The organism is Tistlia sp., assembly GCF_040905785.1.
Taxonomy (GTDB): Bacteria; Pseudomonadota; Alphaproteobacteria; order Kiloniellales; family DSM-21159; genus Tistlia.
On sequence record NZ_JBBDQW010000038.1, the window covers coordinates 88015 to 112398 of the forward strand.

Below are 24384 nucleotides of genomic sequence, written 5' to 3' on the forward strand. Positions count from 1 at the left end.
ACGCCGCCGCCGCCCCGTCTCCGGGGGACCGCGGCAGTCTCGGATCGCCGCTTAGGCCGCGCGGCGAGGCTGTCGCGCGTCGCGGCCCGGGCGGAGATAGGATTTCAGCGTCTGGAGCAGCGACGGCGTCTTGACGTCGCTCTGCTCGCCGAGCGCCTGGGTGATGCGGTCGAGGACGATCGCGATCAGCACGATGCCCAGCCCGCCCTCGGTCGCCGCGCCGATGTCGAGCCGGCCGAGGCCGGTATAGACGGTGAGGCCGAGGCCGCCGGCGCCGATCAGCGCGGCGATCACGACCATCGAGAGGGCCAGCATCAGGGTCTGGTTCAGCCCGGCCATGATGGTCCGCAGCGCGAGCGGCACCTGGACCTCCCACAGCACCTGGCGCGGCGTCGAGCCGAAGGCGAAGGCCGCCTCGACCAGTTCGCCCTGGACGTTGCGGATGCCGAGGTTCGTCAGGCGCACGATCGGCGGCAGCGCGAAGATGATGGTCGCGATGATGCCGGGCACCATGCCGACGCCGAACAGCATGACGATCGGCACCAGATACACGAAGGGCGGGATCGTCTGCATGATGTCGAGCACCGGCCGCAGCACCTTGGCGAAGCGGTCGCTGCGCGCCGCGGCGATGCCCGTGGGAATGCCGACCAGGGTGCAGAAGACGACCGCGGTCAGGATCATGGCCAGGGTCGTCATGGTCTCCGACCAGACGTCGATGAGGTCAAGCAGCAGCAGCGCCAGGAAGCTGAAGAGGCCGACGCCGCGGCCGGCGACCAGCAGGGCCAGCAGGGCGACGGCGAGGGCGAAGATCGGCATCGGCACCGCCTGCAGGAAGGCGTTGAGCGCCTGCAGCACCTGATCGACCGGCCAGCCGATGGCGCGGAAGACGTCACGGAAGTTCGGCGCGAGCCAGCCCTTGACGAAGGCGTCGACCCAGTCGCCGAGCGGGAGCGTGAAGCTGTCTGACGGTTTCCACATGGCTTTGCTCCGCCCTAGGCGCCGACCGCCGCAGGGGCCGCCGCCGTCGGGGCTGCCTCCCGCGCGGTCCCGGGTTCGGGCGCCCCGCCCATTGCAAGCTGCTCGAGCAGGTCGGCCGGCTCGACGACGCCCACCAGCCGGCCCTCGTCCAGGACCGCGACCGGCAGCCCCTGCCGGTACAGCTCGTAGAGCCGGTGCAGGTGCGCCTCGGGGCCGATCGATGGGAAGTCGCGGATCAGCGCCGCGGCGAGGTCGCCGCCGTCGCGTGCGGCGCGCACCAGGTCGCGGTAGGTGACGATGCCGGCGAGCTGCCCGCCGTCCAGCACGTAGAGGGCGTTGCGGCCCAGCCGCTCCATCCGCTCGCGACCGCCCTGCGCGTTGTCGGCGCCGAGGTCGAGCGGGTGCGGCTCGGTCATGACCCGCCGGACCGCAAAGACCCGGGCGCGGTCGATGTCCTGGGTGAAGGCGGCGACATAATCGTTCGCGGGTCCCCCGACGATCTCCTCCGCCGTGCCGATCTGCACGATGCGGCCCTCGTTCATGATGGCGATGTGGTCGCCCAGGATCAGCGCCTCGTGAAGGTCGTGGGTGATGAACACGATGGTCATCTTGAGCCGGCGCTGCAGCTCGAGCAGCTCGCCCTGCATCTCGCGCCGGATCAGCGGATCGAGCGCCGAGAAGGGCTCGTCCATCAGCAGGATCTGCGGATCGACGGCAAGTCCGCGGGCGAGGCCGACGCGCTGCTGCATGCCGCCGGACAGCGCATGCGGCGGCCGGTCCGCCCAGGCCCGGAGGCCGACCTGGTCGAGAGCGGCCAGCGCGCGCTCCCGGCGCTCCGGAGCAGCCACGCCCTGCACCTTCAGGCCGTACTCGACGTTCTGGCAGACCGTCTTGTGCGGGAAGAGGGCGAAGTGCTGGAAGACCATGGCGATCTTGTTCAGCCGAATCCTCCGCAAGTCCTCCGCCGAGGCCGGTACGATGTCCTCGCCGTCGATGCGAACCTCGCCGGCCGTCGGCTCGATCAGCCGGTTGAGCATGCGAACCAGCGTCGACTTGCCGGAGCCCGAGAGTCCCATGACGACGAAAATTTCGCCCTCGCCGACGCTGAAGTCGGCGGCCTGAACGCCGACGGTCATGCCGGTCTCTTCCAGGATCTGGTCCTTCGACTTGCCGTCCCGGAGCATGGCGAGCGCACCCTGCGGGTCGTCGCCAAAAATCTTGTAGAGGTTCTTAACGCTAAGCTTTACCGACATACGCCTTAAAAATTCACCCAGGCCCAATTTCGCAAATTTCGGCGCCTTGAAGCACCCGCAGCCCCAGCAGAACAAGATCCTCCCGGGCTTGGGCGATCACTGCCAACTACAGGCAGACGAGACGCGAACATGCCGCGCCCCTGTCTCCCCCAATACCTCCAAGGCAGGGCGCACCCTATCGCCTATAGCATCCAATTGGAAGGGGGCTTCCCCATTCGAGGCTCCGAGGCGTCTCTAATCAGGCATTTGTATGTCGAGAAGGCCGCGACACGGCGGTTCTCGCGGGCGAATGCAAAACCGCCGGCCACCTTACGGTGACCGGCGGTCTGCAGATCGGGCGGCGGGTGGGGGTCAGCCGTCGGTCTTGGTTTCCGTCGCGGCCTTCTCGTCTTCCTCGTTCCCATCGAAGAGCGCTTCCTGGACTTGCTCGACGAGCGCGTGGCAGCCTTCCGCGTCCCCCTCTTCGGCGAGCGCCTCGGCGTCGTCCAGCTGAGCCAGCATGTTCTCCTTCCCGGGCGGCGAGCCATGCCAGCTCTCGGGCGGCTGGCCGGCCTCCTCGGCAGTCAGGCCGCCAAGCAGCTCGTGATCGCCTTCCTTCACGTCCTCGTCCTCGCCGATCTTCTGGCGCAGGTTGCTGATCTCGCTAAGGCAGGCCTCGGCATCCCCGCCGCTCTGCACGTTCTCTTCGTTGGCGGCGAGGGTCGAGCCGGCATTCAGCGCGGCGGCCAGGAAGAGCGCGAGCGTGGCGCTCGTCAGAAGACGGTTCATCGGTGCGTTCCTCAACGGTTCATTGTTCGAGGGTGGAACGCCCCTCGTCGCAGGGCGGTTCCGGCGGCACCGCCTCCTGCTCCCTCGCGTCCGCCCGGATTCACGCCGCCAGGGTCCGCCGCACCGCATCCCGCCAGAGCGCGAGGCGCCGGCTGCGCTGGGCCTCGTCCATCTGCGGCTCGAAGCGCCGGTCGAGCTGCCAGCGACGGGCGAACTCGTCCCGGTCGGGCCAGACGCCGGCGTGGCGTCCTGCCAGCCAGGCCGCCCCCAGCGCCGTCGTCTCCAGCACCGTCGGCCGATCGACCGGGGCTGCCAGGATGTCCGCCAGGCGCTGCAGGGTCCAGTCGCTTGCGGTCATCCCGCCGTCGACGCGTAGCACCATCTCGCCGGTGTCGCCGGCCGGCCAGTCGGCATGCATGCACTCGATCAGATCGTGGGTCTGGAAGGCGACAGATTCCAGGGCGGCGAGCGCCAGCTCCTTGGGGCCGCTGTTGCGGGTCAGGCCGAACAGGGCCCCGCGTGCCTCGGCGTCCCAGTGCGGCGCGCCGAGGCCGACGAAGGCGGGCACCAGCACGATCTGCTGCAGCGGGTCGGCGGCCGCCGCCAGGGCGTTGCTGTCGGAGGCCTTCTCGATGATGCCGAGACCGTCGCGCAGCCACTGCACCGCGGCCCCGGCGACGAAGATCGAGCCCTCGAGGGCATAGGTCGTCCGGCCGTCGAGGCGATAGGCGATGGTCGTCAGCAGGCGGTGCTTCGAAGCGACCGGCTGCTCGCCGGTGTTGACCAGGGCGAAACAGCCGGTGCCATAGGTCGACTTGACCATGCCCGGGGCGAAACAGGCCTGGCCCACCGTCGCGGCCTGCTGGTCGCCGGCGACGCCGCCGATCGCGACCGCCGCGCCGAGCAGGCCGGGCTCGGTGGTGCCGAAGTCGGCGGCGCTGTCGCGAACCTCGGGCAGCAGAGCCGCGGGAATCCCGAGGATCGCCAACAGCTCCTCGTCCCAGGCGTTGCGCCGGATGTCGTAGACCAGGGTTCGCGAGGCGTTGGTTGCATCGGTGGCGTGGACCCGGCCGCCGGTCAGGCGCCAGATCAGGAAGCTGTCGATGGTGCCGAAGGCGAGCTTGCCGGCTTCCGCCGCCGCGCGCGCCCCCTCGAGGTTGTCGAGCAGCCAGGCCAGCTTGGTGCCGGCGAAATAGGGGTCGAGGAGCAACCCGGTGCGCTCGGTGAACAGCGGCTCGTGGCCCTGGTCCTTGAGGCGCTGGCACAGCTCGGCGGTGCGCCGGTCCTGCCAGACGATGGCGCGGTGCAGCGGCTTGCCCGTGCGCCGGTCCCACAGGACCACGGTCTCGCGCTGGTTGGTGATGCCCAGGGCTGCGACCCCTGCGGCCTCGAGCCCGGCGCGCTCGAGCGCCTCGCGCGCGACCGCCAGGGTGCCGCGCCAGATGTCCTCGGGCTCGTGCTCGACCCAGCCCGGCCGCGGGTAGTGCTGCTCGAACTCCTGCTGGGCCTGGCCCAGCACCCGCGTCTCGGCGTCGAAGACCATCGCCCGCGTCGAGGTGGTGCCCTGGTCGATTGCCAGGATCGCGCCCGCCGTCATGCGACCTCCTCTCGATCCCCCAAGCTTCCCAATCCCTTGGCTTCGTCGTCAGTCTGCCGAGGAAGGAAGGGGCCGGGCAAGGTGCCCGGCCCCTCGAGTTTGCCCTCGGGAGGGTAGTGATGCCGTCAGTTCTTGGCGTTGGCGTCCTCCCAGGACTTGATCAGCTCGTCGTAGCCGATCGTCTGGGGGGTCTCCTTCTCCTCGTCCTTCTTGGCCTGCGGGGCGAGCGAGCCGTCCTTCCGGGCCTGCTCGGTCCAGTAGGCCATGTCGCGCTCCTCGTTCAGCTTGGGGCCGATGTCGCCCTGGATTCCGGCCCGCTCGATGCGCTCGAGCACCCGCTCCTGCTGGGCGCAGAGCTCGTCCATGGCCTCCTGCGGCGTCTTTGCGCCCGACGAGGCGTCGCCGATGTTCTGCCACCAGAGCTGCGCCAGCTTCGGGTAGTCGGGCACGTTCGTCCCGGTCGGCGTCCACTGGACCCGGGCCGGCGAGCGGTAGAACTCGACGAGACCGCCCAGCTCGGGCGCGCGCTCGGTGAAGCTCTCGTGCCGGATCGTCGACTCGCGGATGAAGGTCAGGCCGACGTGGCTCTTCTTCACGTCAACGGTCTTGGAGGTGACGAACTGGGCGTAGAGCCAGGCCGCCTTCGCGCGCTCGACCGGGGTCGACTTCATCAAGGTCCAGGAGCCGGCGTCCTGATAGCCGAGCTTCATGCCCTCGACCCAGTAGACGCCGTGCGGGCTGGGCGCCATGCGCCACTTCGGCGAGCCGTCCTCGTTCACGACCGGCAGGCCTTCCTTGACCATGTCGGCGGTGAAGGCGGTGTACCAGAAGATCTGCTGGGCGATCGCCCCCTGGGCCGGCACCGGGCCGGACTCGGAGAAGGTCATGCCGGCAGCCTCCGGCGGCGCATACTGGTTCAGCCAGTCGAGGTACTTCTGGATCGCGTAGACGGAGGCCGGGCCGTTGGTGTCGCCGCCGCGCGCGACGCAGGAACCGACCGGCCGCGAGTTCTCGTCGACCCGGATGCCCCACTCGTCGACGGGCACGCCGTTCGGGATGCCCTTGTCGCCGTTGCCGGCCATGGACAGCCAGGCGTCGGTGAAGCGCCAGCCCAGCGAAGGATCCTTTTTGCCGTAGTCCATGTGGCCATAGACCCGCTGGCCATCGATGGTCCTGCCGGTGAAGAACTCCGCGATGTCCTCGTAGGCCGACCAGTTGACCGGCACGCCGAGATCGTAGCCGTACTTCTCCTTGAACTCGGCCTGGATCTCGGGGTCGTTGAACCAGTCGTAGCGGAACCAGTAGAGGTTCGCGAACTGCTGGTCGGGCAGCTGGTAGAGCTTGCCGTCCGGCGCGGTCGTGAAGGATCTGCCGATGAAGTCCTCGACATCGAGGTCCGGGTTGGTGACGTCGGCGCCCTCGCCGGCCATCCAGTCGGTCAGGTTGCGCACCTGCTGGTAGCGCCAGTGGGTGCCGATCAGGTCGGAATCGTTGATGTAGGCGTCGTAGACGTTCTCGCCCGACTGCATCTGGGTTTGCAGCTTCTCGACGACGTCGCCCTCGCCGATCAGGTCGTGGTTGACCGTGATGCCGGTGATCTCGGTGAAGGCGCGGGCCAGGGTCTTGGCCTCGTACTCGTGGGTCGTGATGGTCTCGGAGACCACTTTGATCTCCATGCCCTGGAACGGCTCGGCAGCCTTGACGAACCACTCGAGCTCGGCCATCTGCTCGTCGCGGGTCAGCACCGAGGGCTGGAACTCGTCGAGCCAGCGTTCGGCCGCGGCCATGTCGGCCGAGGCGCTGCCGCTTCCGGCGAGCAGGGCAACCGCCGCGGCGGCCGCCAATAGACTTCTCTTCATGTCGTTCCTCCCTTTTGTTCGGTCCGCTTCTCTCGTCCCAGAGGGCGGGACCCTGCCCCCTTTCCCGCTTCCGCCGTTCAGACCCAGCGGAACACGCAGATCGCGTAGGCCAGGCAAACCGCCAGGGCCCACCACAGGCTCGTGCCGACGAGGCCGAGCCAGGCAAGACAGATGAAGGCGCTGCCGAGCAGCGAGACGAACAGGCGGTCGCCGCGCGTGGTCTCGAAGCGCAACAGGCCGACCCTCGGCGCGCCGCCGGGCCGCGCGTACTCCCAGACGCCCATGCCCGCGATCAGCAGGAAGATCGCCACGAAGAAGATCGCGGTGTGCCAGGTCCAGGCCATCCAGGCGAGATCCATGGTCAGAGCCTCCTTCCAGCCCGCTAGACGCGCCCCAGGGCGAAGCCCTTGGCGATGTAGTTGCGCACGAAGTAGATGACCAAGGCGCCGGGCACGATGGTCAACACGCCGGCCGCGGCCAGCACGCCCCAGTCGAGCCCGGAGGCCGAGACGGTACGGGTCATGGTCGCCGCGATCGGCTTGGCGTCGACCGAGGTCAGCGTGCGCGACAGCAGCAGCTCGACCCAGGAGAACATGAAGCAGAAGAAGGCGGCGACGCCGACGCCGCTGGCGATCAGCGGCATGAAGATCTTCACGAAGAAGCGCGGGAAGGAGTAGCCGTCGATGTAGGCGGTCTCGTCGATCTCCTTCGGCACGCCGGACATGAAGCCTTCCAGGATCCAGACCGCCAGCGGCACGTTGAACAGGCAGTGCGCCAGGGCGACGGCGATGTGGGTGTCGAACAGGCCGACCGAGGAATAGAGCTGGAAGAAGGGCAGCGCGAAGACCGCCGGCGGCGCCATGCGGTTGGTCAGCAGCCAGAAGAAGAGGTGCTTGTCGCCTAGGAAGCGGTAGCGCGAGAAGGCGTAGGCCGCCGGCAGCGCGACGCTGACCGAAATCAGCGTGTTGAGGACGACGTAGATGATCGAGTTGATGTAGCCCGAGTACCAGGCCGGGTCGGTGAAGATCACCAGGTAGTTGGCCAGGGTCGGGTCCTGCGGCCAGAGCGAGAAGCCCGAGAGTATCTCCCTGTTGGTCTTCAGCGACATGTTGACCAGCCAGTAGATCGGCAGCAGCAGGAAGGCGATGTAGAGCGTCGGCACCAGCCACGCGAGGCCGGGGCCGCCGCGCGACAGGCGCCGGGTCCGGGTCCCGCCGGCGACCTCGAGGGTGGTGTCCGTCATCGTCCCGCTCCCCCGCTCTCCGGGGCGTCGCGCCCGGCGTTGGTCATGACCGTGTAGAAGACCCAGGACAGCAGCAGGATGATCAGGAAGTAGACCAGCGACATGGCCGCGGCCGGTCCCAGGTCGAACTGGCCGATCGCCATCTTGACCAGGTCGATCGACAGGAAGGTCGTCGAGTTGCCCGGCCCGCCGCCGGTGACCACGAAGGGCTCGGTGTAGATCATGAAGGAGTCCATGAAGCGCAGCAGGATCGCGATCAGCAGCACGCGGTGCATCTTCGGCAGCTGGATGTAGCGGAACACCGCCCAGCGCGAGGCGCCGTCGATCCGGGCGGCCTGGTAGTAGGCCTCGGGGATCGAGACCAGACCGGCGTAGCACAGCAGCACCACCAGGCTGGTCCAGTGCCAGACGTCCATGACGACGACGGTGACCCAGGCGTCGAAGGGGTTGCGCGTGTAGTTGTAGCCGATGCCCAGCTCGGCCAGGGTGCGCCCCAGGAGGCCGATGTCGACGCGCCCGAAGATCTGCCAGATCGTGCCGACGACGTTCCAGGGGATCAGCAGCGGCAGCGCCATCAGCACCAGGCAGACCGGCACGCCCCAGCCCTTGCGCGGCATCGCCAGCGCGACCGCGATGCCGAGCGGCACCTCGATCAGCAGGATGATCCCCGAGAAGAGGAACTGCCGCCAAAGCGCCTCATGGAAGCGGTCGGAGCGCAGCAGCTCCTCGAACCATTCCGTACCGGCCCAGAAGAACTCGTTCCTGCCGAAGGTGTCCTGGACCGAGTAGTTGACGACGGTCATCAGCGGGATCGCGGCGCTGAACAGCACCAGGATCAGCACCGGGGCGACGAACAGCCAGGCCTTGTTGTTCCAGGATCTGTCCATCAGCCGCCCTCCTGCACCCGATGCCCGTCGGCGTAGACGTTGATGCGCTGCGAATCGAACAGCACGCAGGCGCCGTCGGCCGGGATCTCGCCGTCCTCGGGCGCCATGACCGCCAGCTCCTGGCCGCCGATCGCGACCCGCGCGATGCGGTAGCGCCCGACGTCCTCGACCTTGCGGACCGCGGCCGGCACGCCGGATCCGCCGGCCGCGCCGCAGCGGCCGAGGGTCAGGAACTCCGGGCGGATGCCGATCTCGATCCGCGCAGCCTCCGGCAGGCGGCCGTAGGCCGCGCCGAGCCGAACCTCGTGGCCCTCGACCAGGGCGCGGTCCCCGGCGACGCTGGCCGCCAAGATGTTCATGCCCGGCGAACCGATGAAGTAGCCGACGAAGGTATGCGCCGGCCGCTCGAACAGCTCGTCGGGCGTGCCGACCTGGACGACCTCGCCCTCGTACATCACGACGACCTTGTCGGCGAAGGTCAGCGCCTCGGTCTGGTCGTGGGTCACGTAGATCATCGTGTAGTCGAAGCGCCGGTGCAGGTGCTTGAGCTGCGAGCGCAGCAGCCACTTGAGCTGCGGGTCGATGACGGTCAGCGGCTCGTCGAACAGGATCGCCGCGACGTCCGCGCGGACCAGGCCGCGGCCCAGGGAGATCTTCTGCTTGGCGTCGGCGGTGAGGTTGCGCGCCCGGCGCTTCAGCGAGTCCCCGAGCTCGAGCATCTCGGCGATCTCGCGCACCCGCGCGTCGACCTGACGCTGGTCGAGGCGGCGGTTGCGCAGCGGGAAGGCCAGGTTCTCGTAGACGGTCATGGTGTCGTAGATGACCGGGAACTGGAACACCTGCGCGATGTTGCGCCGCTCGGGCGGCAGGTCGGTGACGTCGAGGCCGTCGAAGCGGATCGCGCCGTGGGTCGGCCGGAGCAGGCCGGAGATGATGTTGAGCAGCGTGGTCTTGCCGCAGCCCGAGGGGCCGAGCAGGGCATAGGCGCCGCCATCCTCCCAGACGTGGTCGAGCTGCTTCAGCGCGTAGTCCTGCGGCCCTTTCGGCGCAGGGAGGTAGGAGTGGGCGAGGCCTTCGAGCGTGATGCGCGCCATTGCCCTCTCCTCAGGCCGTCTCGCGGGCCGCGGCCCGCTCGGGTGCGGCGGCAAGGCGGCCGCTCGCGTCGAACAGGAAGAGCCGCGTCGGGTCGATCCAGACCTGGGTCGGCGCGTCGATCTCGAGGTCGTGGATGCCGTGCGCGATCGCGACCCAGCGCCGGCCGGCGAAGTCGAGGTGCACGAAGCTCTCCGAGCCGGTGATCTCGGTGACCGCGACGGTCGCGGTCAGCGGCACCGCTTGCCCGCCCGGCGGAGTCAGGTACAGGTGGTGCGGCCGGAAGCCGAGCACGTAGTCGCCTTCCGGAACGGCAGCGAGGGAACCCGCCGCCGGCAGCTCGAAGCCGTCGCCGCGCACCCGGCCGTCCTGCTTGGTCGCCTCCAGCAGGTTGAGCGGCGGGTCGGAGAAAGTGCGCGCGGTGACCAGGTCGACCGGCTGGCGGTAGACCTCCGCGGTCGGCCCGAACTGCGTGACCCGGCCCTCGTGCAGCGTCGCGGTGTTGCCGCCCAGCAGCAGCGCCTCGGTCGGCTCGGTCGTCGCGTAGACGAAGATCGCCCCCGATTCCTGGAAGATCCTCGGCAGCTCGGCGCGCAGTTCCTCGCGCAGCTTGTAGTCGAGGTTGGCGAGCGGCTCGTCGAGCAGCACCAGCTCGGCGTCCTTGACCAGGGCGCGCGCGAGGGCCGTGCGCTGCTGCTGGCCGCCGGACAGCTCGAGCGGGGTGCGCTCCAGCATCGGCGCCAGGCGCAGCAGCTCGGCCGTCTCCCGCACACGGCGATCGATCTCGGCCTTGGCGGCGCCGGCGACGCGCAAGGGCGAGGCGATGTTCTCGTAGACCGTCAGGGTCGGGTAGTTGATGAACTGCTGGTAGACCATGGCGACGTTGCGCCGCTGCACCGCGACGCCGGTGACGTCGCGGCCGTTCATCCGGATGCGGCCCTCGGTCGGCACGTCGAGACCGGCCATCAGGCGCAGCAGGCTGGTCTTGCCGGCCAGCGTCGGCCCGAGCAGGACGTTGAGGGTTCCCGTCTCCAGGGTCAGCGTCACGTCGGCGATATGCGCCCTGGCGCCGACGGTCTTGGTGACTCCGGTCAGCTCCAGCGCCATCGCCCTACTCCGCCGCCCGCATCGCCAGGGTCTCGGCGCGCTCGATCATCCAGGCGTCGAGCTCGGCCAGCTCCGGCTGCGACAGCCGCAGGCCGAGCTTGGAGCGGCGCCAGGCGACGTCCTCGGCGCGGCGCGCCCACTCGAAGCGCATCAGGTAGTCGACCTCGGCCTCGGTCAGGTCGGCGCCGAAACGCCGGCCCAGCTCCTCGGCCGTGCGGGCGGTGCCGAGCAGCCGGGCGACCCGCGTGCCGTAGGCCCGGCACAGGCGCCGCGCCGTCGCCTCGGCCAGGTAGGGGTGCTCGCGGCGGGTCCGCTCGACGAGCGCCTCGAAGCCCTCGACCGGGAAGTCGCCGCCGGGCAGCGCCGCCTCGTGGGTCCAGGGCTTGCGGCCCTCCGGCAGGTGCGGCGCCAGGCGCGCGAGCGCCGCCTCCGCGAGCTTGCGGTAGGTCGTGATCTTGCCGCCGAAGACGTTGAGCAGCGCCGCCCTGCCCGGCTCGCCGCCGTCGAGCGTCAGGACGTAGTCGCGGGTCGCCTCCTGGGCCTTTGAGGCGCCGTCGTCGTAGAGCGGCCGCACGCCCGAGTAGGTCCAGACGACCTGGTCCGGCGTGACCGGCGTCTTCAGGTAGCCGCTGACCGCCTGGCAGAGGTAGTCGATTTCCTCGCTGCTGATCGCGACCTCGCCGGGCTCGCCCTGCCAGTCGCGGTCGGTCGTGCCGATCAGCGTGAAGTCGCGCTCGTAGGGAATGGCGAAGACGATGCGCCCGTCGGCGTTCTGGAAGATGTAGGCGCGGTCGTGCTCGAACAGGCGGGGCACGACGATGTGGCTGCCCTGGACCAGGCGGACCCGGGCCGGCGCTTCGGCACCGATGGCGCCGGTCAGCACCTGCCCGACCCAGGGGCCGGCGGCATTGACCAGCACCGAGGCGGCGACCGTCTCGCGGCTGCCGTCGGGGGCCTCGAGGGTGACCTGCCAGCCCTCGGCGTCGCGGCGCGCCTCGACGCAGCGGCTGCGCACGCGGATCTCGGCGCCGCGCTCGGCCGCGTCGAGCGCGTTGAGTGCGACCAGCCGGGAGTCCTCGACCCAGCAGTCGGAGTACTCGAAGCCCTTGCGAAAGGTATCGGTCAGCGGCTTGCCGGCCGGGTCGCGCGCGAGGTCGAGCTGGCGGGTCGCGGGCAGCAGCTTGCGGCCGCCCAGGTGATCGTAGAGGTACAGGCCGATGCGCAGCAGCCAGGCGGGCCGCAGCCCGCCGTGGTGCGGCAGCACGAAGCGCAGCGGCCAGATGATGTGGGGCGCCGCGCGCAGGAGCACCTCGCGCTCGATCAGCGCCTCGCGGACCAGGCGGAACTCGTAGTGCTCGAGGTAGCGCAGGCCGCCGTGCACCAGCTTGGTCGAGGCCGAGGAGGTACCCGAGCCGAGGTCGTCGCGTTCGCAGAGCAGGACACGCCAGCCGCGGCCGGCGGCGTCGCGGGCGATGCCGCAGCCGTTCACGCCACCGCCGATGACCAGGATGTCGAAACGCGCCAAGCCGTCCTCCCGGAGCGCCGGCCTCGTGACGAGAAGGGCCGCTTTCGTTTATCGCTCTTTCCGAACGCTACTATTTCGAAATTCGAAGATCAACGGCCGAAACGAATTTTCGTTTTGTGCAATGCGAAAGACATCTCGCAGATGCGTTAAGTAGCAGAGCCGTCGATGGTTTCTACCACTTCCACCTCGGCGTCGCGCAGCAACGCGCGCATCGCCTCGTCGGGCAGGCGGTCCGTGACGAAGACGTCGACCGCCGAAACGTGCGCGATGCGCACCGGGGCGGCGCGCTCGAATTTGGTCGAGTCGGCGACCAGGATGACGTTGCGGGCGTTCTCCATGATCGCCCGCGCGACGCTGACCTCGCGGTAGTCGTAGTCCATCAGCGAGCCGTCGGCGTCGATCGCCGAGGCGCCGATCACGGCATAGTCGACCTTGAAGCGCCGGATGAACTCGACCGCCGCCTCGCCGATGATGCCGCCGTCCGAGCGGCGCACGACGCCGGAGGCAATGATCACCTCGATGCCGTGCCAGGCGCGCAGGATGTTCGCGGCGTTGATGTTGTTGGTGATCGCGAGCAGTCCCTGGTGATGGCGCAGCGCCTTGGCGACCTCCTCGGTGGTCGTGCCGATGTTGATCAGCAGCGAAGCGCTGTTCGGGATCAGGCGGGCCGCCGCCGAGCCGATCCTGCGCTTGGCGTCCTGCGCGATCAGGCGGCGCGCCTCGTAGCCGACGTTCTCGACGGTCGAGCCGATGACGGCCCCGCCGTGGACGCGGTCGAGCAGGCCGCGCTCGCAGAGGTCGTTGAGGTCCTTGCGGATCGTCTGCGGGGTCACGCCGAACCGGCTGGCCAGGCCCTCGACGTTGACCCGGCCTGCCTCCTTGGCGATCTCGAGAATCTGGTTCTGGCGCTCCGGCAGCATCGACCCTCCCTGTCCGGTCGTTCAGCCGGCGCTTTCGTTTTTCTTTCGTTTCAAGATATACCGCTTTGCCGCCGAGAAAAACCACAACGGTGTGCACCACTCAGAGGAGCCGACCATGGCGAGCGCCTTCCGCAGCGACCTCTTCGCCGGCCACCGCGTGCTGGTCACCGGCGCCGGCCGCGGCATCGGGCAGGCCGTCGCCCGCGCCTTCCTCGAGACCGGCGCCGAGGTCCTGGCGCACGCCGGGCGCGCGCCGCGCGGGGCCGAAGAGGCCTTTCCCGGCCTCACCCCGGAGGCCGCCGCTCGCCTGACCCTGACCGCCGGCGACCTGGCCGAGGAGGGGGGTGCCGAGAGCCTGCTCGCGGAGCTGCGCGCAGCGCTCGGCGGCCTCGACCTGCTGGTCAACAATGCCGGCACCATGCTCGGGCGCGTCGCCGCCGAGGCCGTCACCGCCGAGCACTACGCCCGGGTCCTCGACCTCAACGCCCGCTCGGCCGTGCTGCTGTCGGCCGGCGCGATCCCGCTGCTGCGCGAGTCCGCCGCCGGTGATCGCGGCCCCGCCATCGTCAATACCGTCTCGATCTCGGCGCGCACCGGCGGCAGCCCCGGCTCCTCGCTCTACAGCGCCGCCAAGGCCTTCGTCGCGACCCACACCCGCGCCCTGGCGCGCGAGCTGGCGCCCGACGGCATCCGCGTCAACGCCGTCTCCCCGGGCACAATCATGACCGACTTCCACCGCCGCTATTCGACGCCGGAAAAGCTGGAGGCGACCGCCGCCGCGATCCCGCTGGGCCGGCTCGGCACGCCCGAGGACTGCGTCGGCGCCTACCTGTTCCTGGCGGCGCCGGAACTCTCCGGCTACGTCACCGGGCAGGTCCTCGAGGTCAACGGCGGCCAGCTGATGGCGTGAGCCGAGCTACCCGCCGCCCAAGGTGCGCGCCAGGAGCGAGGAGAGCTCGAAGAAGTCCCATACCTGCCCCGCGAGAATGAGCGGCAGGCAGGCCATCGCGAGCAGGGTGAAGTTCCAGGCGACCCGGTAGCGAATCGTGCGGCGACGCCGGACCCGGAGAAGCTCCCTGAGCAGCGTCTGGGGAGTCTCCAGGTGCTCGACCGGGGACCAGTAGACCCAGATGACGAAGATCAGGATCCAGCTGGAGACAAGGACCGCTCCGGCACCTACGGCGCTCCCCACGAAGTAGTAGGGTGCGGGTGCATCGGCCGAAAGGAAGTAGACGAAGAAGACGGCCCCCAGAATCGAGTTGATGGTCAGGATCGTCGAGGCCTTCTGGTCGAGGATGCTGAGGGTGGCGTAGAGGTGATCGAAGACCTGCGCCTCCACGTCGCGCTCGCTCGCCCCCGCCTCGCACGCTGCCGGCTCCAGAGGGGTCGTGTCCACGCTGCCCCGGCGTGATGTCTTCAAGGCTGCGATGTGACGATCGAGGTCCTCGTCGCGCGGCAAGCCCTGGGTGAGGCGCCCGAGCCTGATCATCGGCCGATGTCCGCGTTCCAGAGCTCGGGGTGCCCGTCCTTCCAGCGCCGGAAGGTCTCGATCCAGGCGGGATCGTTGGCGACGGCGACCGCCACGCCCTCGGCCGCGAGGAGGTCTTCCGCGCCGAGCCCATTGCGGACCTCGCCGGTGAAGTTGACGTTGTCGCCGATGACCACGCGCGCGATCCCGAACTGGAGGATCGTCCCGGTGCACATCCAGCAGGGACTGAGCGAGGTATAGAGCGTCGTACCGCGCAGGCTCTGCGCACCCGCGGCCCGCAGGCAATCGATCTCGCCGTGCGCGGTCAGGTCGTTCTGCTGAACGCGCCTGTTGCGGCCGCGCGCGGCGAGGCGCCCGTCGCGCGTCAGGACCGCCCCGATCGGGATCCCGCCCTCCTCGAGGCCGAGCCTCGCCTGCTCGAAGGCCTCCTCGAGCCAGCGGCGATCTTCCTCGGTGATAGCCGCGCCGTCGCTTCCCATGACCCTCGCCCTTCCGCCTGTCGCATCAGGATGGCCGATCGGCCCCCAAGGCGCCACCTCCCGCGGCCTCGTCAGGATACGGCGCCGCCGCCCGCCGCAACGGCTACGCCGCCGCCCGCCGCCGGACGAAGGCGGCGAGCTCGCCGATCAGGGTCGCGACGTCGGCACCGACCTTCTCGAAGCCGGCGTGCCGTTCGAAGCTGGATTCGTCGCAGTAGAGCGCGCGGTTGATCTCGATCTGCAGCGAGTGCCGCCCCTCGGCCGGCGCCGAGTAGCGGCGCACCAGCTCGACGCCCTTGTAGGGCCAGTTGAGCACGACCTCGTAGCCGAGCGACTCGAAGACCTCTGCCACGCGGCGGGTCAGGGCCGGCTCGCAGGTCGTGCCGTCGCGGTCGCCCAGGATGATCTCCGGCCGCGCGACCGTGCCGTCCTCGGTCGTGGGGTCGCCCTGGGACGGCATCGAGTGGCAGTCGATGTGCCAGACCGCGCCGTGGCGCGCCTGCGCCTCCTCGAGCAGCCGCTTCAGGGCGTCGTGGTAGGGCCGCCAGTAGCCGGCGATGCGCGCCTCGACCTCGGCCGGCGTCAGCTTGCGGTCGTAGATCGCCTCGCGGCCTTCGATCAGGCTCCAGATCAGGCCGACCCCGCGCGCGGCCTTGGGGCTCGCCGTCAGGGGACGCGGCCAGGCGCCCTCGACCATCGCGGGGTCCAGGTCCTCGGGCGCGCGGTTGGCGTCGATGTAGGCGCGGCCGAAGCGGGCCGCGAGCAGGGGCGCGCCCTGGGCCGGCGCCGAGCCGTAGAGCTCGTCGATGTAGGCGTCGCGGCCGCGCAGCAGCGTCGCCTCGGGCAGCACCGCGCCCATGTCGGCGGGAAACCAGCTGCCGCTGTGCGGGCTGTCGAAGACCAGCGGCAGGGCTTGCCCCTCGGGCTCGTAGAGGTCGTAGGCGGGATGGCTCACGGGGGGCGGCTCAGCTCCGGTCGTTGAGGTGGCAGGCGGCGTAACGCCCGGGCGCGACCTCCTTCAGCAGCGGCCGCTCGAGGCGGCAGCGCTCGAAGGCGTGCGGGCAGCGCGGGTGGAAGGCGCAGCCGGGCGGCGGGTCGATCGGCGAGGGGATCTCGCCCTCGACCGGCTTGAAGATGCGCCGCCGGCTGTCGATGCGCGGCACCTCGGCGAGCAGCGCCTGGGCGTAGGGGTGGTTGGCGCCGGCGAAGAGCTCCTCCGTCGGCGCGACCTCGACGATGCGGCCGAGGTACATGATCGCGACCCGGTCCGAGAGGTGCTCGACGACGCCCAGGTCGTGGCTGATGAAGAGGTAAGTGAGGTCGAAGCGCTCGCGCAGGTCCATGAAGAGGTTCAGCACCTGGGCCTGGATCGAGACGTCGAGCGCCGCCACCGACTCGTCGCAGACCAGGAACTCGGGCTTCACGGCGAGCGCGCGGGCGATGCCGATGCGCTGGCGCTGCCCGCCCGAGAACTGGTGCGGATAGCGCCGCCGGTAGGAGGCGTCGAGCCCGACGCTGGCCAGGACCTGGTCGACGTAGCCGGCGAGCTCGCTGCGCCGGACCAGGCCGTGGAACAGCGGCGCCTCGCCGACGATCTCGGCGACCCTCAGGCGCGGGTTGAGCGAGGCGAAGGGGTCCTGGAAGATCATCTGGATCTTCAGCGAGGCCTTCTTGGCCTCGGCGCCGGCGGCGCGGGTGATGTCCTTGCCGCGGTAGGTCAGGCGGCCCTCGCTGGCCGGATGGATGCCGGCGACGACCCGGCCCAGGGTCGACTTGCCGCAGCCGGATTCCCCGACCAGGCCCAGGACCTCGCCCTCGGCGATCTCCAGGTCGACCGACTCGACCGCGTGGACGACCTCCTCCTGCACGTCGGAGCCGAAGCGCCGGGCGACGCGCTCCGCCAGGTCGAGGCTCTTGACGAAGCGCTTGGAGACGCCCTCCAGGCGCAGCAGCGGCTCGCCGCGAGCGGCGCTCACGCGACCGTCTCCCGGACCGGATGGTAGCAGCGCAGCGTGCGGCCCGGCTCGGGCACCGTCTCGGGCGGCGCCTCCTGGGCGCAGTCCTCCTGCGCGTTGGGGCAGCGCGCGCGGAAGGCGCAGCCGCTCGGCAGGGCGAAGAGCGAGGGCGTCATGCCCGGGATCTGGACCAGCCGGCCGCCGCGGCGGTTGCGGCTCGGCACCGAGCCGATCAGGCCGGCGGTATAGGGATGCAGCGGGCTGTCGAGCACCGCGTCGACCGTGCCCGATTCGACGATGCGCCCGGCGTACATGACGCAGACGCGGTCGGCGAGCCCGCTGACCACCGCCAGGTCGTGGGTGATCCAGAGCAGCGCCGTGCCGGTCTCGCCGCACAGCTTCTGCATCTCGTAGAGAATCTGCGCCTGGATCGTGACGTCGAGGGCGGTCGTCGGCTCGTCGGCGATGATCACCGCCGGGTCGTTGAGCAGCGCGATGGCGATGGCGACGCGCTGGCGCATGCCGCCGGAGAACTGGTGCGGATAGGCCGAGAGGCGCTCCTCGGGCGAGGGAATGCCGACCCGGCCGAGGGCGTCGCGGGCACGCCGCCGCGCCTCGGCCCGGTCGACCCGGTGGTGGGCGCGCACCGCCTCGACCATCTGCGTGTCGATGCGCAGGACCGGGTTCAGGGTCATCATGGGGTCCTGGAAGATCATGGCGATCTGGTTGCCGCGCAGCTGGCGCAGCCGGCTTTCGCTGGCGCCGACCAGGTTCTCCCCGTCGAACAGCACGCGGCCGCCGACGACCCGGCCCGGCGGATCGACCAGGCCCAGGATCGAGAAGCCGGTCACGGACTTGCCCGAGCCAGACTCCCCGACCAGCCCCAGCACCTCGCCGCGATTGAGCTCGAAGGTCACGCCGTCGACCGCCCTGGCGACGCCCGCGCCGGTCTCGAAATGGGTCTGCAGCTGCTCGACGCGCAGCAGCGGCACCCCGCCCTCCCCGCTCGCCGCCATCAGCGCTGCAGCCGAGGGTTCAGCAGGTCGCGCAGGCGGTCGCCGACCAGGTTGATGGCGACGATGACGACGACCAGCGCGACGCCGGGGAAGAAGGAGATCCAGTAGCGGCCGCTCATCATGTACTCGAAGCCGTTGGAGATCAGCAGGCCGAGCGAGGGCTCGGTGACGGGCACGCCGACGCCGAGGAAGGACAGCGTCGCCTCCAGGGCGATGGCGTTGGCGACCTGCACCGTGGCGATGACGATCAGCGGCGGCAGGCAGTTCGGCAGCAGGTGGCGGAACAGCACCCGCCGGCTGCCGAGGCCGAGGCAGACCGCCGCGTCGATGTACTCCTTGCGCCGCTCGACCAGGGCCGAGCCGCGCACGGCGCGGGCGTAGTAGGCCCACTGCACGATGATCAGCGCGACGATCACCTTGTCGACGCCGTTGCCGAAGATCGCCAGCAGGATCAGCGCGACCAGGATCGCCGGGAAGGACAGCTGGATGTCGACGATGCGCATCAGCACGCTGTCGACGGCGCCGCCGAAGAAGGCCGCGACCAGGCCGACCGTGCTGCCGATGACCAGGGCGCAGGCCACCGAGACGCTGCCGACGACCAGCGAGATGCGCAGCCCGTAGACGATCGCCGAGAGCATGTCGCGGCCCTGGATGTCGGTGCCCAGCCAATAGGTACCGAAGGCGTAGGCGGGCGAGCCCGGCGGCAGCGTGCCGTCCATGATGTCGAGCTGCGACAGGTCGTAGGGGTCCTGCGGCACGATCCAGGGCGCGAAGAGCGCGACGACGGCGATCACCAGGATCACGGCCAGGCCGAGCACGGCGACCCAGCTGGCGCAGAAGTCGCGCACGAGCCGCGACAGCGGCGAGCGCACCACCGGCGGCGGCGCCGCCTCGGGCAGGCCGGTCAGCGCCTCGAGCGGCGCCGCGCTCTGCGGGTCGTCGCTCATCGGCAGCGCGCCCTCACGCCTTGGCCTCGGACAGCCGGACTCTCGGGTCGAGCAGCGAGTAGAGCAGGTCGACCGCGAGGTTGATCAGGATGAAGATGAAGACGGTCATCATCAGGTAGGCGACGACGACCGGGCGATCGAGATTGACGATCGAGTCGATCAGCAGCTTGCCGATGCCGGGCCAGGCAAAGACCGTCTCGGTGACCACCGCGAAGGCGATCATCGAGCCGAGCTCCAGGCCGATCACCGTGACCACCGGGATCATGATGTTCTTGAGCACGTGGACGTAGGTCACCCGCGCGGCCGAGAGGCCCTTGGCGCGGGCGAACTTGACGTAGTCCTGCAGCGCCACCTCGCGCGTCCCGGCGCGCGCCAGGCGGATCACCAGCGAGGTCTTGTAGAGCGCCAGGGTGATCGCCGGCAGCAGCAGGTGCGACCAGCCGTCCAGGGTCAGCAGGCTGGTGCGGATCCCGAGCAGGTCGACGGTGTCGCCGCGCCCGCCGGCCGGCAGCCATTGCAGGTAGACGGCGAAGACCAGGATCAGCATCAGGCCGAGCCAGAAGTTGGGTAGCGAGAAGCCGAGGATCGAGCCGGTCATGATCGAGCGGCCGAGCAGCGAGTCCGGCCGCAGCCCGGCCCAGAGGCCCAGGAAGACGCCGACCGTGACGGCGAAGACCAGGGCCACCAGCGCCAGCTCCATGGTCGCGGGCAGGCGGTCGAGGATCAGCTGCAGCGCCGGCTCGCCATGGACGAAGGAGCGCCCGAGGTCGCCGCCGAGCGCGTTGACCAGGAACAGCCAGAGCTGCTCCCACAGCGGCTTGTCGAGGCCGAGCCGCTCGACCGTCGCCTGCTGCTCGGCGAGGTCGGCCTCCGGGCTGATCAGCACGTCGACCGGATTGCCGATCGCGTAGATGCCGACGAAGACCAGCAGGGCCATGACGACCAGCACCAGGGCCGACTGGCCGAGCCGCCGGATGAAGTAGACCAGCATGGCGTACTTTCGGAAAAACGTGGTTGGGATCGGCCGGGGCCGGGCAGCGCCCGGGCCCGGCCGATCCCGCGAGGCCTAGTCGGCCTTCGTCACGCTCATCGCCATGGTGTACTGGTCGGCGCGCGGCTCGTAGGCCAGTCCCTTGCGCGTCGCCCAGCTGGTCACCTCGTAGTGCAGCGGCAGGATGCCGTAGTCCTTGACGACCAGCTCGCTGGCCTCCTGCAGCAGCTTCTCGCGCTCGGCATCGTCGAGGGTGGCGAGAGCCTCTTCGATCTTGGCGTCGAGCTCGGGGTTGGAGTAGCGGCCGCGGTTGGTGCCGCCGTAGCCCTTGTCCTTGTCCGGCGTGGCGACCAGGGCACGCAGCGGCGAGGACATCTCGCCGGTGCCGGCGCCCCAGCCGGCCAGGTAGACGGTGAACTCGAAATCGTTGCGGCGCTTGAAGAAGACCGACTTGGTCGAGGCGTCGACCCCTGTCTTGATGCCGACCCGGCTGAGGAACTGCGCCGCCGCCTGCGCGACCTTCTCGTCGTTGATGTAGCGGTCGTTGGGCGTGCCGATCACCAACTCGAAGCCGTCGGGGTAGCCGGCCTCGGCCAGCAGCGCCTTGGCGGCCTCGGGATCGTACTCCTCGACGCTCAGGTCCATGCTGGCGCCGTACATGCCCTGCGGCAACAGCTGCTCGGCGGCGACCGCGACGCCGCCCATGATCTTCTCGACGATGGCCTTGCGGTCGATCGCCTTGGAGACCGCCTCGCGCACCCGGACGTCCTTGAAGGGGTTCTTGCCGTCGGTGCCCTTGACCCCGGGCGTCTCGTCGGCGTGCTGGTCCATGTGCAGGTAGATGACGCGGTTCGACAGGCCGGAGTAGACGCTGACCTCGGGGTCGCTCTCGAGCCGGGGCAGGTCCTGGGTCGGCGGGTTGTCGATGACGTCGACGTCGCCCGACAGCAGCGCCGCGACCCGCGGGCCGTCGCTGGTGATCGGCTTGAAGGTGACCTGCTCCCACTCCGGCGCGCCACCCCAGTAGTCGGCGTTGGCAGTCAGCACCAGACGGTCGCCCTTGACGAACTCCTTGAACTTGTAGGGGCCGGTGCCGACGGCCAGCGAGCCGTCGTTGAAGCCCTCGGTCTTCGGCCAGTCGCCGCCGTTCGAGTCGGCGACGGTCTCCTTGGAGATGATCGCGATGTTCGACAGCTCGGTCGGCAGCAGCGGCCGCGGCCCCGGCGTCTTGAAGATCAGGGTGTGCGGGTCCTTGGCCTCCATCGATTCGATGGCGTTGGTGTAGATGCCGAAGGAGGAGGGCGAGTTGGGCACGTTGGGCACGCGCTCGATGGTGTAGATGACGTCCTCGGCGTCGAAGGGCGTGCCGTCGTGGAAGGTCACGCCCTGGCGCAGGTTGAACTGCCAGGTGGTGTCGTCGAGCGGCTCCCAGGACTCGGCGAGCCCCGGCTGCAGCCGCTGCTGGGCGTCCTGTTTGATGAGCCCGTCGAAGATGTGCTCCTTCAGGGCGTTGTTCGGCCCGAGGTTGTGGTAGTGCGGGTCGATCGCGCTGGGCTCCGACCCGACGCCGATCACCAGTTCGTCGGCCTGCGCCGTGCCCGCCTGGACGAGGCCCAGGGCCAGGGCGCCGCCGAGAAGGACGGCAAGAGTTCGGTTCATCGCTAGTCTCTCCCTGTTCAACGGGGCCGCCGGCCCGTCTGCTACAGGTTCTCGGCGACCGCGAGGCAACAGTGTCCCGGACGCCGCCCGCCGGTGCAACCGTTTCGCGCAATGCCGTTTCGCGCGGGCAACAAGCCCGCGGGCGCCAGGGACTTTCCAGTGCCGGCTCAGGGCGTGATCGCGACCTTCAGCACGCCGTCGCGCTGGTTGGCGAAGAGCTCGTAGGCCGCCTCGATGTCGTCGAGCCTGTAGCGGTGGGTCACCAGCGGCTCCAGGTCGAGGCGGCCGGAGGCGACGACGTTCATCAGGCGGCGCATCCGCTCCTTGCCGCCCGGGCAGAGCGTGGAGACGATCCTGTGGTCGCCGAGGCCGGCGGCGAAAGGCTGCAGCGGCAGCGTCAGGTCGCTCGAGTAGACACCCAGGCTCGAGAGGGTACCGCCCGGTCGCAGCACGCGCAGGCAGGCCTCGAAGGTGCCGGGGGTGCCGAGCGCCTCGATGGCGACGTCGACGCCGCGGCCCTCGGTCAGGCGCAGGATCTCCTCGACCGGATCGGTCTTGCGGAAGTCGACGAGATGGTCGGCGCCCATCCGCCGCGCCACCGCGGCGCGCTCGGGCACGGTCTCGACGCCGATGATCGTGGTCGCGCCCGACAGCCGGGCCCCCGCCGTGGCGCAGAGACCGATCGGCCCCTGGGCGAAGACCGCCACGACGTCGCCGATGCGCACGCCGCCCCTCTCCGCGCCGCTGAAGCCGGTCGACATGATGTCGGGGCACATCAACACCTGCTCGTCGGTCAGGCCGTCGGGAACCGGCGCCAGGTTGGCCATGGCGTCGGGGACGCGCACGTACTCGGCCTGGCAGCCGTCGATCGTGTTGCCGAAGCGCCAGCCGCCCATGGCCTTCCAGCCGTGCGGCGTGCCGGCGCCGCACTGGGAATGGCAGCCGTCGAGCGAGGCGTAGCTGTGGCCGCTGGGGGTGATCGCCCCGGCGATCACGCGCTGGCCCTCGCTGTAGCCCTCGACGGCGGAGCCGAGCTTCTCGATCACGCCGACCGGCTCGTGGCCGATCGTCAGGCCCTTCTCGACGGGGTACTCGCCCTTCAGGATGTGGACGTCGGTGCCGCAGATCGTCGTCGTGGTGATCCGGATCAGCGCATCGTTCGGGCCGATGTCGGGGATCGGCTTGTCGTCGAGGACGATGCGGTTCTTCTCGACGAAGACCGCGGCTCTCATCTTGGCTGCCATGGCGACAGTTTCCTCCAGGTTGGGTACGAGGAGGACAAGGCCACAGTCGGCAGGGCATCCGCACTGATCGAGGTCAAGTGGAGGTGAAGTTGCCGCCGAGCCAACCGACGGTTGCCTCGCGGCGCAGCGACCCCCAGATCGACTGCATGGCAGAGCAAGACAGGCGGATGACGACCGGCAGCACCACGCAGGGACACCCGCCGGCCCTCCGGCAGCTCATTCTGGCGGCCGAACGCCCCGACGCCCGGCCCTTCGAGCTACGACGCTTCGAGGCGGCGGAGAGCGCGCTCGCGGCCGCACCGCACTTCGCCTTCCTGATCGACCTTTGGCGCAGTCGCCGCGGCGCCTGCGCCCTGCCCGACTGGGCGGACGTGGAGTTCCCGGACTTCCGTGGCTGGCATTCGGCCCTGCTCCTCAGCGATTTGCCGGACGAGACGCCGGATCCCCGCTTTCGACTGATCGGAGAGGACTACCGCGTGCTCCAGGACAGCAGCCTGCCGGGCCGCCGCTTCAGCGACGTCATGCCGCGCCTCTACGCCCGGCAGTTCCGCGCGCACTTCGAGGCGATCCGGGACGGCGGCCTGATCGGCCTGACGACCGGTCCCGCGGCCTTCGTCGGACGCGAGCACCTCCATCTCTCGATCCTGGAACTGCCGTTCCGCGCCGGCGGCACCGGTGTCCAGCGGCTGCTCCACGCCCTGCGCGTCGGCGCGTCGGCTCAGCCCTGAAGCGCCGATGCCGCCGGCAGGTAACCCCGCCTTAACCAACGATCGGGCATACCGGACTTTCCCTGCGCCCGACCAGGTTTGCCCCGCCCGATGAACGCCACCACCGACCACCGAATCCTGGAGGCCCTGTTCCAGGCGGTCGAGAACCCGGACGCCGCGCCCTTCGAGCTGCAGCGGCTGGACGTAGAGGGGGCCCTCGAGGCGGCGCCGCGGCTGGCGTCCCTGATCCAGCTCTGGGACGAGCGGCGCGGCGAGGCGGCGGTGCCCGACTGGGCCGACATGGATTTCGCGGATTTCCGCGGCTGGCACGCCGCACTGGTGGTCAGCGACCTGCCGGCCGGCGAGCCGGACCCGATCTACCGGGTCATCGGCGAGGATTTTCGGATCGTCAGCTACACGACGGAGCCCGGGCAGAAGTTCAGCGACCGCACGCCGCTGCTCTACGACCGGCAGTTCCGCGAGCACTTCCGCGAGATCCGTGACCGCGGCCTGATCGGCCGGGCGACCGGTCCCGCGGCCTTCGTCGGCCGCGAGCACCTGCGCCTCGAGGTGCTCGAGCTGCCGTTCCGCAACGGCGGCGAACGGGTCGCCCGCCTGGTCCACCTGATGAGCTACGACCTGGCCGCGCCGGAGTGACACGCGCGTCT

At 69.9% G+C, this 24384-nt stretch carries 24 protein-coding genes; 3 read left to right on the forward strand and 21 right to left on the reverse strand.

Annotated features, from left to right (window positions below):
* Window positions 1–51: 51 nt before the first annotated feature.
* The 12 genes from WD341_RS09685 to WD341_RS09740 form a co-directional block, all read right to left on the reverse strand.
* Window positions 52–978: an ABC transporter permease gene (locus tag WD341_RS09685; RefSeq protein WP_368425242.1), complete on the reverse strand. Its 927-nt coding sequence runs from the start codon at window positions 976–978 to the stop codon at window positions 52–54.
* Between the two features lie 14 nt (window positions 979–992).
* Complete coding sequence (locus WD341_RS09690; protein WP_368425243.1) at window positions 993–2231, reverse strand: glycine betaine/L-proline ABC transporter ATP-binding protein; 1239 nt, start codon at window positions 2229–2231, stop codon at window positions 993–995.
* A 351-nt stretch (window positions 2232–2582) separates the two neighbouring features.
* Complete coding sequence (locus tag WD341_RS09695; RefSeq protein WP_368425244.1) at window positions 2583–2999, reverse strand: hypothetical protein; 417 nt, start codon at window positions 2997–2999, stop codon at window positions 2583–2585.
* Window positions 3000–3099: 100 nt separating this feature from the next.
* Window positions 3100–4596 carry a glycerol kinase GlpK gene (gene glpK / locus WD341_RS09700; RefSeq protein WP_368425245.1) on the reverse strand — a complete coding sequence of 499 codons (1497 nt, stop codon included), beginning with the start codon at window positions 4594–4596 and terminating at the stop codon, window positions 3100–3102.
* 125 nt (window positions 4597–4721) lie between these two features.
* Entirely contained in the window at window positions 4722–6455 is a 1734-nt protein-coding gene (locus WD341_RS09705; RefSeq protein WP_368425246.1) for an ABC transporter substrate-binding protein, read from the reverse strand.
* 77 nt (window positions 6456–6532) lie between these two features.
* Window positions 6533–6814, reverse strand: coding sequence for a DUF2160 domain-containing protein (locus tag WD341_RS09710; RefSeq protein ID WP_368425247.1), 282 nt, complete (start codon window positions 6812–6814; stop codon window positions 6533–6535).
* A 23-nt stretch (window positions 6815–6837) separates the two neighbouring features.
* Complete coding sequence (locus WD341_RS09715; protein ID WP_368425248.1) at window positions 6838–7698, reverse strand: carbohydrate ABC transporter permease; 861 nt, start codon at window positions 7696–7698, stop codon at window positions 6838–6840.
* Complete coding sequence (locus tag WD341_RS09720) at window positions 7695–8585, reverse strand: carbohydrate ABC transporter permease (protein ID WP_368425249.1); 891 nt, start codon at window positions 8583–8585, stop codon at window positions 7695–7697. The genes WD341_RS09715 and WD341_RS09720 overlap by 4 nt, the downstream gene beginning before the upstream one ends.
* Window positions 8585–9679: an ABC transporter ATP-binding protein gene (locus tag WD341_RS09725; protein ID WP_368425250.1), complete on the reverse strand. Its 1095-nt coding sequence runs from the start codon at window positions 9677–9679 to the stop codon at window positions 8585–8587. Before WD341_RS09725 ends, WD341_RS09720 begins: the two co-directional genes overlap by 1 nt.
* A 10-nt stretch (window positions 9680–9689) precedes the next feature.
* Window positions 9690–10784, reverse strand: a complete 1095-nt coding sequence (locus WD341_RS09730; protein WP_368425251.1) for an ABC transporter ATP-binding protein — start codon at window positions 10782–10784, stop codon at window positions 9690–9692.
* A 4-nt stretch (window positions 10785–10788) separates the two neighbouring features.
* Window positions 10789–12309 (reverse strand): glycerol-3-phosphate dehydrogenase, encoded by a 1521-nt coding sequence (gene glpD, locus WD341_RS09735; protein ID WP_368425252.1) that lies wholly within the window; start codon window positions 12307–12309, stop codon window positions 10789–10791.
* A 146-nt stretch (window positions 12310–12455) separates the two neighbouring features.
* Window positions 12456–13229, reverse strand: a complete 774-nt coding sequence (locus WD341_RS09740) for a DeoR/GlpR family DNA-binding transcription regulator (RefSeq protein ID WP_368425253.1) — start codon at window positions 13227–13229, stop codon at window positions 12456–12458.
* A 115-nt stretch (window positions 13230–13344) separates the two neighbouring features.
* Here WD341_RS09740 and WD341_RS09745 point away from each other — a divergent pair, with 115 nt between their 5' ends.
* Entirely contained in the window at window positions 13345–14139 is a 795-nt protein-coding gene (locus WD341_RS09745) for an SDR family NAD(P)-dependent oxidoreductase (RefSeq protein ID WP_368425254.1), read from the forward strand.
* A 6-nt stretch (window positions 14140–14145) separates the two neighbouring features.
* Here WD341_RS09745 and WD341_RS09750 read toward each other — a convergent pair whose 3' ends face one another.
* From WD341_RS09750 to WD341_RS09790, 9 genes are all read right to left on the reverse strand, one after another.
* A complete protein-coding gene (locus WD341_RS09750; RefSeq protein WP_368425255.1) occupies window positions 14146–14625 on the reverse strand; it encodes a hypothetical protein in 480 nt (159 codons plus the stop codon).
* 89 nt (window positions 14626–14714) lie between these two features.
* Entirely contained in the window at window positions 14715–15197 is a 483-nt protein-coding gene (locus WD341_RS09755; protein WP_368425256.1) for a nucleoside deaminase, read from the reverse strand.
* 103 nt (window positions 15198–15300) lie between these two features.
* Window positions 15301–16152, reverse strand: coding sequence for an N-formylglutamate amidohydrolase (locus WD341_RS09760; protein WP_368425257.1), 852 nt, complete (start codon window positions 16150–16152; stop codon window positions 15301–15303).
* A 10-nt stretch (window positions 16153–16162) separates the two neighbouring features.
* The gene (locus WD341_RS09765) at window positions 16163–17173 is read right to left on the reverse strand and encodes an ABC transporter ATP-binding protein (RefSeq protein WP_368425258.1); all 1011 of its coding nucleotides are present in this window, start codon (window positions 17171–17173) and stop codon (window positions 16163–16165) included.
* Window positions 17170–18168: an ABC transporter ATP-binding protein gene (locus WD341_RS09770; RefSeq protein WP_368425259.1), complete on the reverse strand. Its 999-nt coding sequence runs from the start codon at window positions 18166–18168 to the stop codon at window positions 17170–17172. Before WD341_RS09770 ends, WD341_RS09765 begins: the two co-directional genes overlap by 4 nt.
* The gene (locus WD341_RS09775; protein ID WP_368425260.1) at window positions 18168–19115 is read right to left on the reverse strand and encodes an ABC transporter permease; all 948 of its coding nucleotides are present in this window, start codon (window positions 19113–19115) and stop codon (window positions 18168–18170) included. The genes WD341_RS09770 and WD341_RS09775 overlap by 1 nt, the downstream gene beginning before the upstream one ends.
* A gap of 13 nt (window positions 19116–19128) precedes the next feature.
* A complete protein-coding gene (locus WD341_RS09780) occupies window positions 19129–20106 on the reverse strand; it encodes an ABC transporter permease (RefSeq protein WP_368425261.1) in 978 nt (325 codons plus the stop codon).
* A 75-nt stretch (window positions 20107–20181) separates the two neighbouring features.
* Window positions 20182–21765, reverse strand: coding sequence for an ABC transporter substrate-binding protein (locus WD341_RS09785; RefSeq protein WP_368425262.1), 1584 nt, complete (start codon window positions 21763–21765; stop codon window positions 20182–20184).
* A gap of 167 nt (window positions 21766–21932) precedes the next feature.
* Complete coding sequence (locus WD341_RS09790; protein WP_368425263.1) at window positions 21933–23009, reverse strand: NAD(P)-dependent alcohol dehydrogenase; 1077 nt, start codon at window positions 23007–23009, stop codon at window positions 21933–21935.
* Window positions 23010–23176: 167 nt separating this feature from the next.
* Here WD341_RS09790 and WD341_RS09795 point away from each other — a divergent pair, with 167 nt between their 5' ends.
* Together WD341_RS09795 and WD341_RS09800 are read left to right on the forward strand one after the other, a co-directional pair.
* Window positions 23177–23737, forward strand: a complete 561-nt coding sequence (locus WD341_RS09795) for a hypothetical protein (protein WP_368425264.1) — start codon at window positions 23177–23179, stop codon at window positions 23735–23737.
* A 90-nt stretch (window positions 23738–23827) separates the two neighbouring features.
* Window positions 23828–24373, forward strand: a complete 546-nt coding sequence (locus WD341_RS09800; protein WP_368425265.1) for a hypothetical protein — start codon at window positions 23828–23830, stop codon at window positions 24371–24373.
* The last annotated feature ends 11 nt before the right edge of the window (window positions 24374–24384 follow it).

Coding starts and splice junctions, on each gene's coding strand:
- WD341_RS09685 (WP_368425242.1), bottom strand. CDS start 978: ATGTGGAAACCGTCAGACAGCTTCACGCTCCCGCTCGGCGACTGGGTC.
- WD341_RS09690 (WP_368425243.1), bottom strand. CDS start 2,231: ATGTCGGTAAAGCTTAGCGTTAAGAACCTCTACAAGATTTTTGGCGAC.
- WD341_RS09695 (WP_368425244.1), bottom strand. CDS start 2,999: ATGAACCGTCTTCTGACGAGCGCCACGCTCGCGCTCTTCCTGGCCGCC.
- glpK (WP_368425245.1), bottom strand. CDS start 4,596: ATGACGGCGGGCGCGATCCTGGCAATCGACCAGGGCACCACCTCGACG.
- WD341_RS09705 (WP_368425246.1), bottom strand. CDS start 6,455: ATGAAGAGAAGTCTATTGGCGGCCGCCGCGGCGGTTGCCCTGCTCGCC.
- WD341_RS09710 (WP_368425247.1), bottom strand. CDS start 6,814: ATGGATCTCGCCTGGATGGCCTGGACCTGGCACACCGCGATCTTCTTC.
- WD341_RS09715 (WP_368425248.1), bottom strand. CDS start 7,698: ATGACGGACACCACCCTCGAGGTCGCCGGCGGGACCCGGACCCGGCGC.
- WD341_RS09720 (WP_368425249.1), bottom strand. CDS start 8,585: ATGGACAGATCCTGGAACAACAAGGCCTGGCTGTTCGTCGCCCCGGTG.
- WD341_RS09725 (WP_368425250.1), bottom strand. CDS start 9,679: ATGGCGCGCATCACGCTCGAAGGCCTCGCCCACTCCTACCTCCCTGCG.
- WD341_RS09730 (WP_368425251.1), bottom strand. CDS start 10,784: ATGGCGCTGGAGCTGACCGGAGTCACCAAGACCGTCGGCGCCAGGGCG.
- WD341_RS09740 (WP_368425253.1), bottom strand. CDS start 13,229: ATGCTGCCGGAGCGCCAGAACCAGATTCTCGAGATCGCCAAGGAGGCA.
- WD341_RS09745 (WP_368425254.1), top strand. CDS start 13,345: ATGGCGAGCGCCTTCCGCAGCGACCTCTTCGCCGGCCACCGCGTGCTG.
- WD341_RS09755 (WP_368425256.1), bottom strand. CDS start 15,197: ATGGGAAGCGACGGCGCGGCTATCACCGAGGAAGATCGCCGCTGGCTC.
- WD341_RS09770 (WP_368425259.1), bottom strand. CDS start 18,168: ATGGCGGCGAGCGGGGAGGGCGGGGTGCCGCTGCTGCGCGTCGAGCAG.
- WD341_RS09775 (WP_368425260.1), bottom strand. CDS start 19,115: ATGAGCGACGACCCGCAGAGCGCGGCGCCGCTCGAGGCGCTGACCGGC.
- WD341_RS09780 (WP_368425261.1), bottom strand. CDS start 20,106: ATGCTGGTCTACTTCATCCGGCGGCTCGGCCAGTCGGCCCTGGTGCTG.
- WD341_RS09785 (WP_368425262.1), bottom strand. CDS start 21,765: ATGAACCGAACTCTTGCCGTCCTTCTCGGCGGCGCCCTGGCCCTGGGC.
- WD341_RS09790 (WP_368425263.1), bottom strand. CDS start 23,009: ATGGCAGCCAAGATGAGAGCCGCGGTCTTCGTCGAGAAGAACCGCATC.
- WD341_RS09795 (WP_368425264.1), top strand. CDS start 23,177: ATGACGACCGGCAGCACCACGCAGGGACACCCGCCGGCCCTCCGGCAG.
- WD341_RS09800 (WP_368425265.1), top strand. CDS start 23,828: ATGAACGCCACCACCGACCACCGAATCCTGGAGGCCCTGTTCCAGGCG.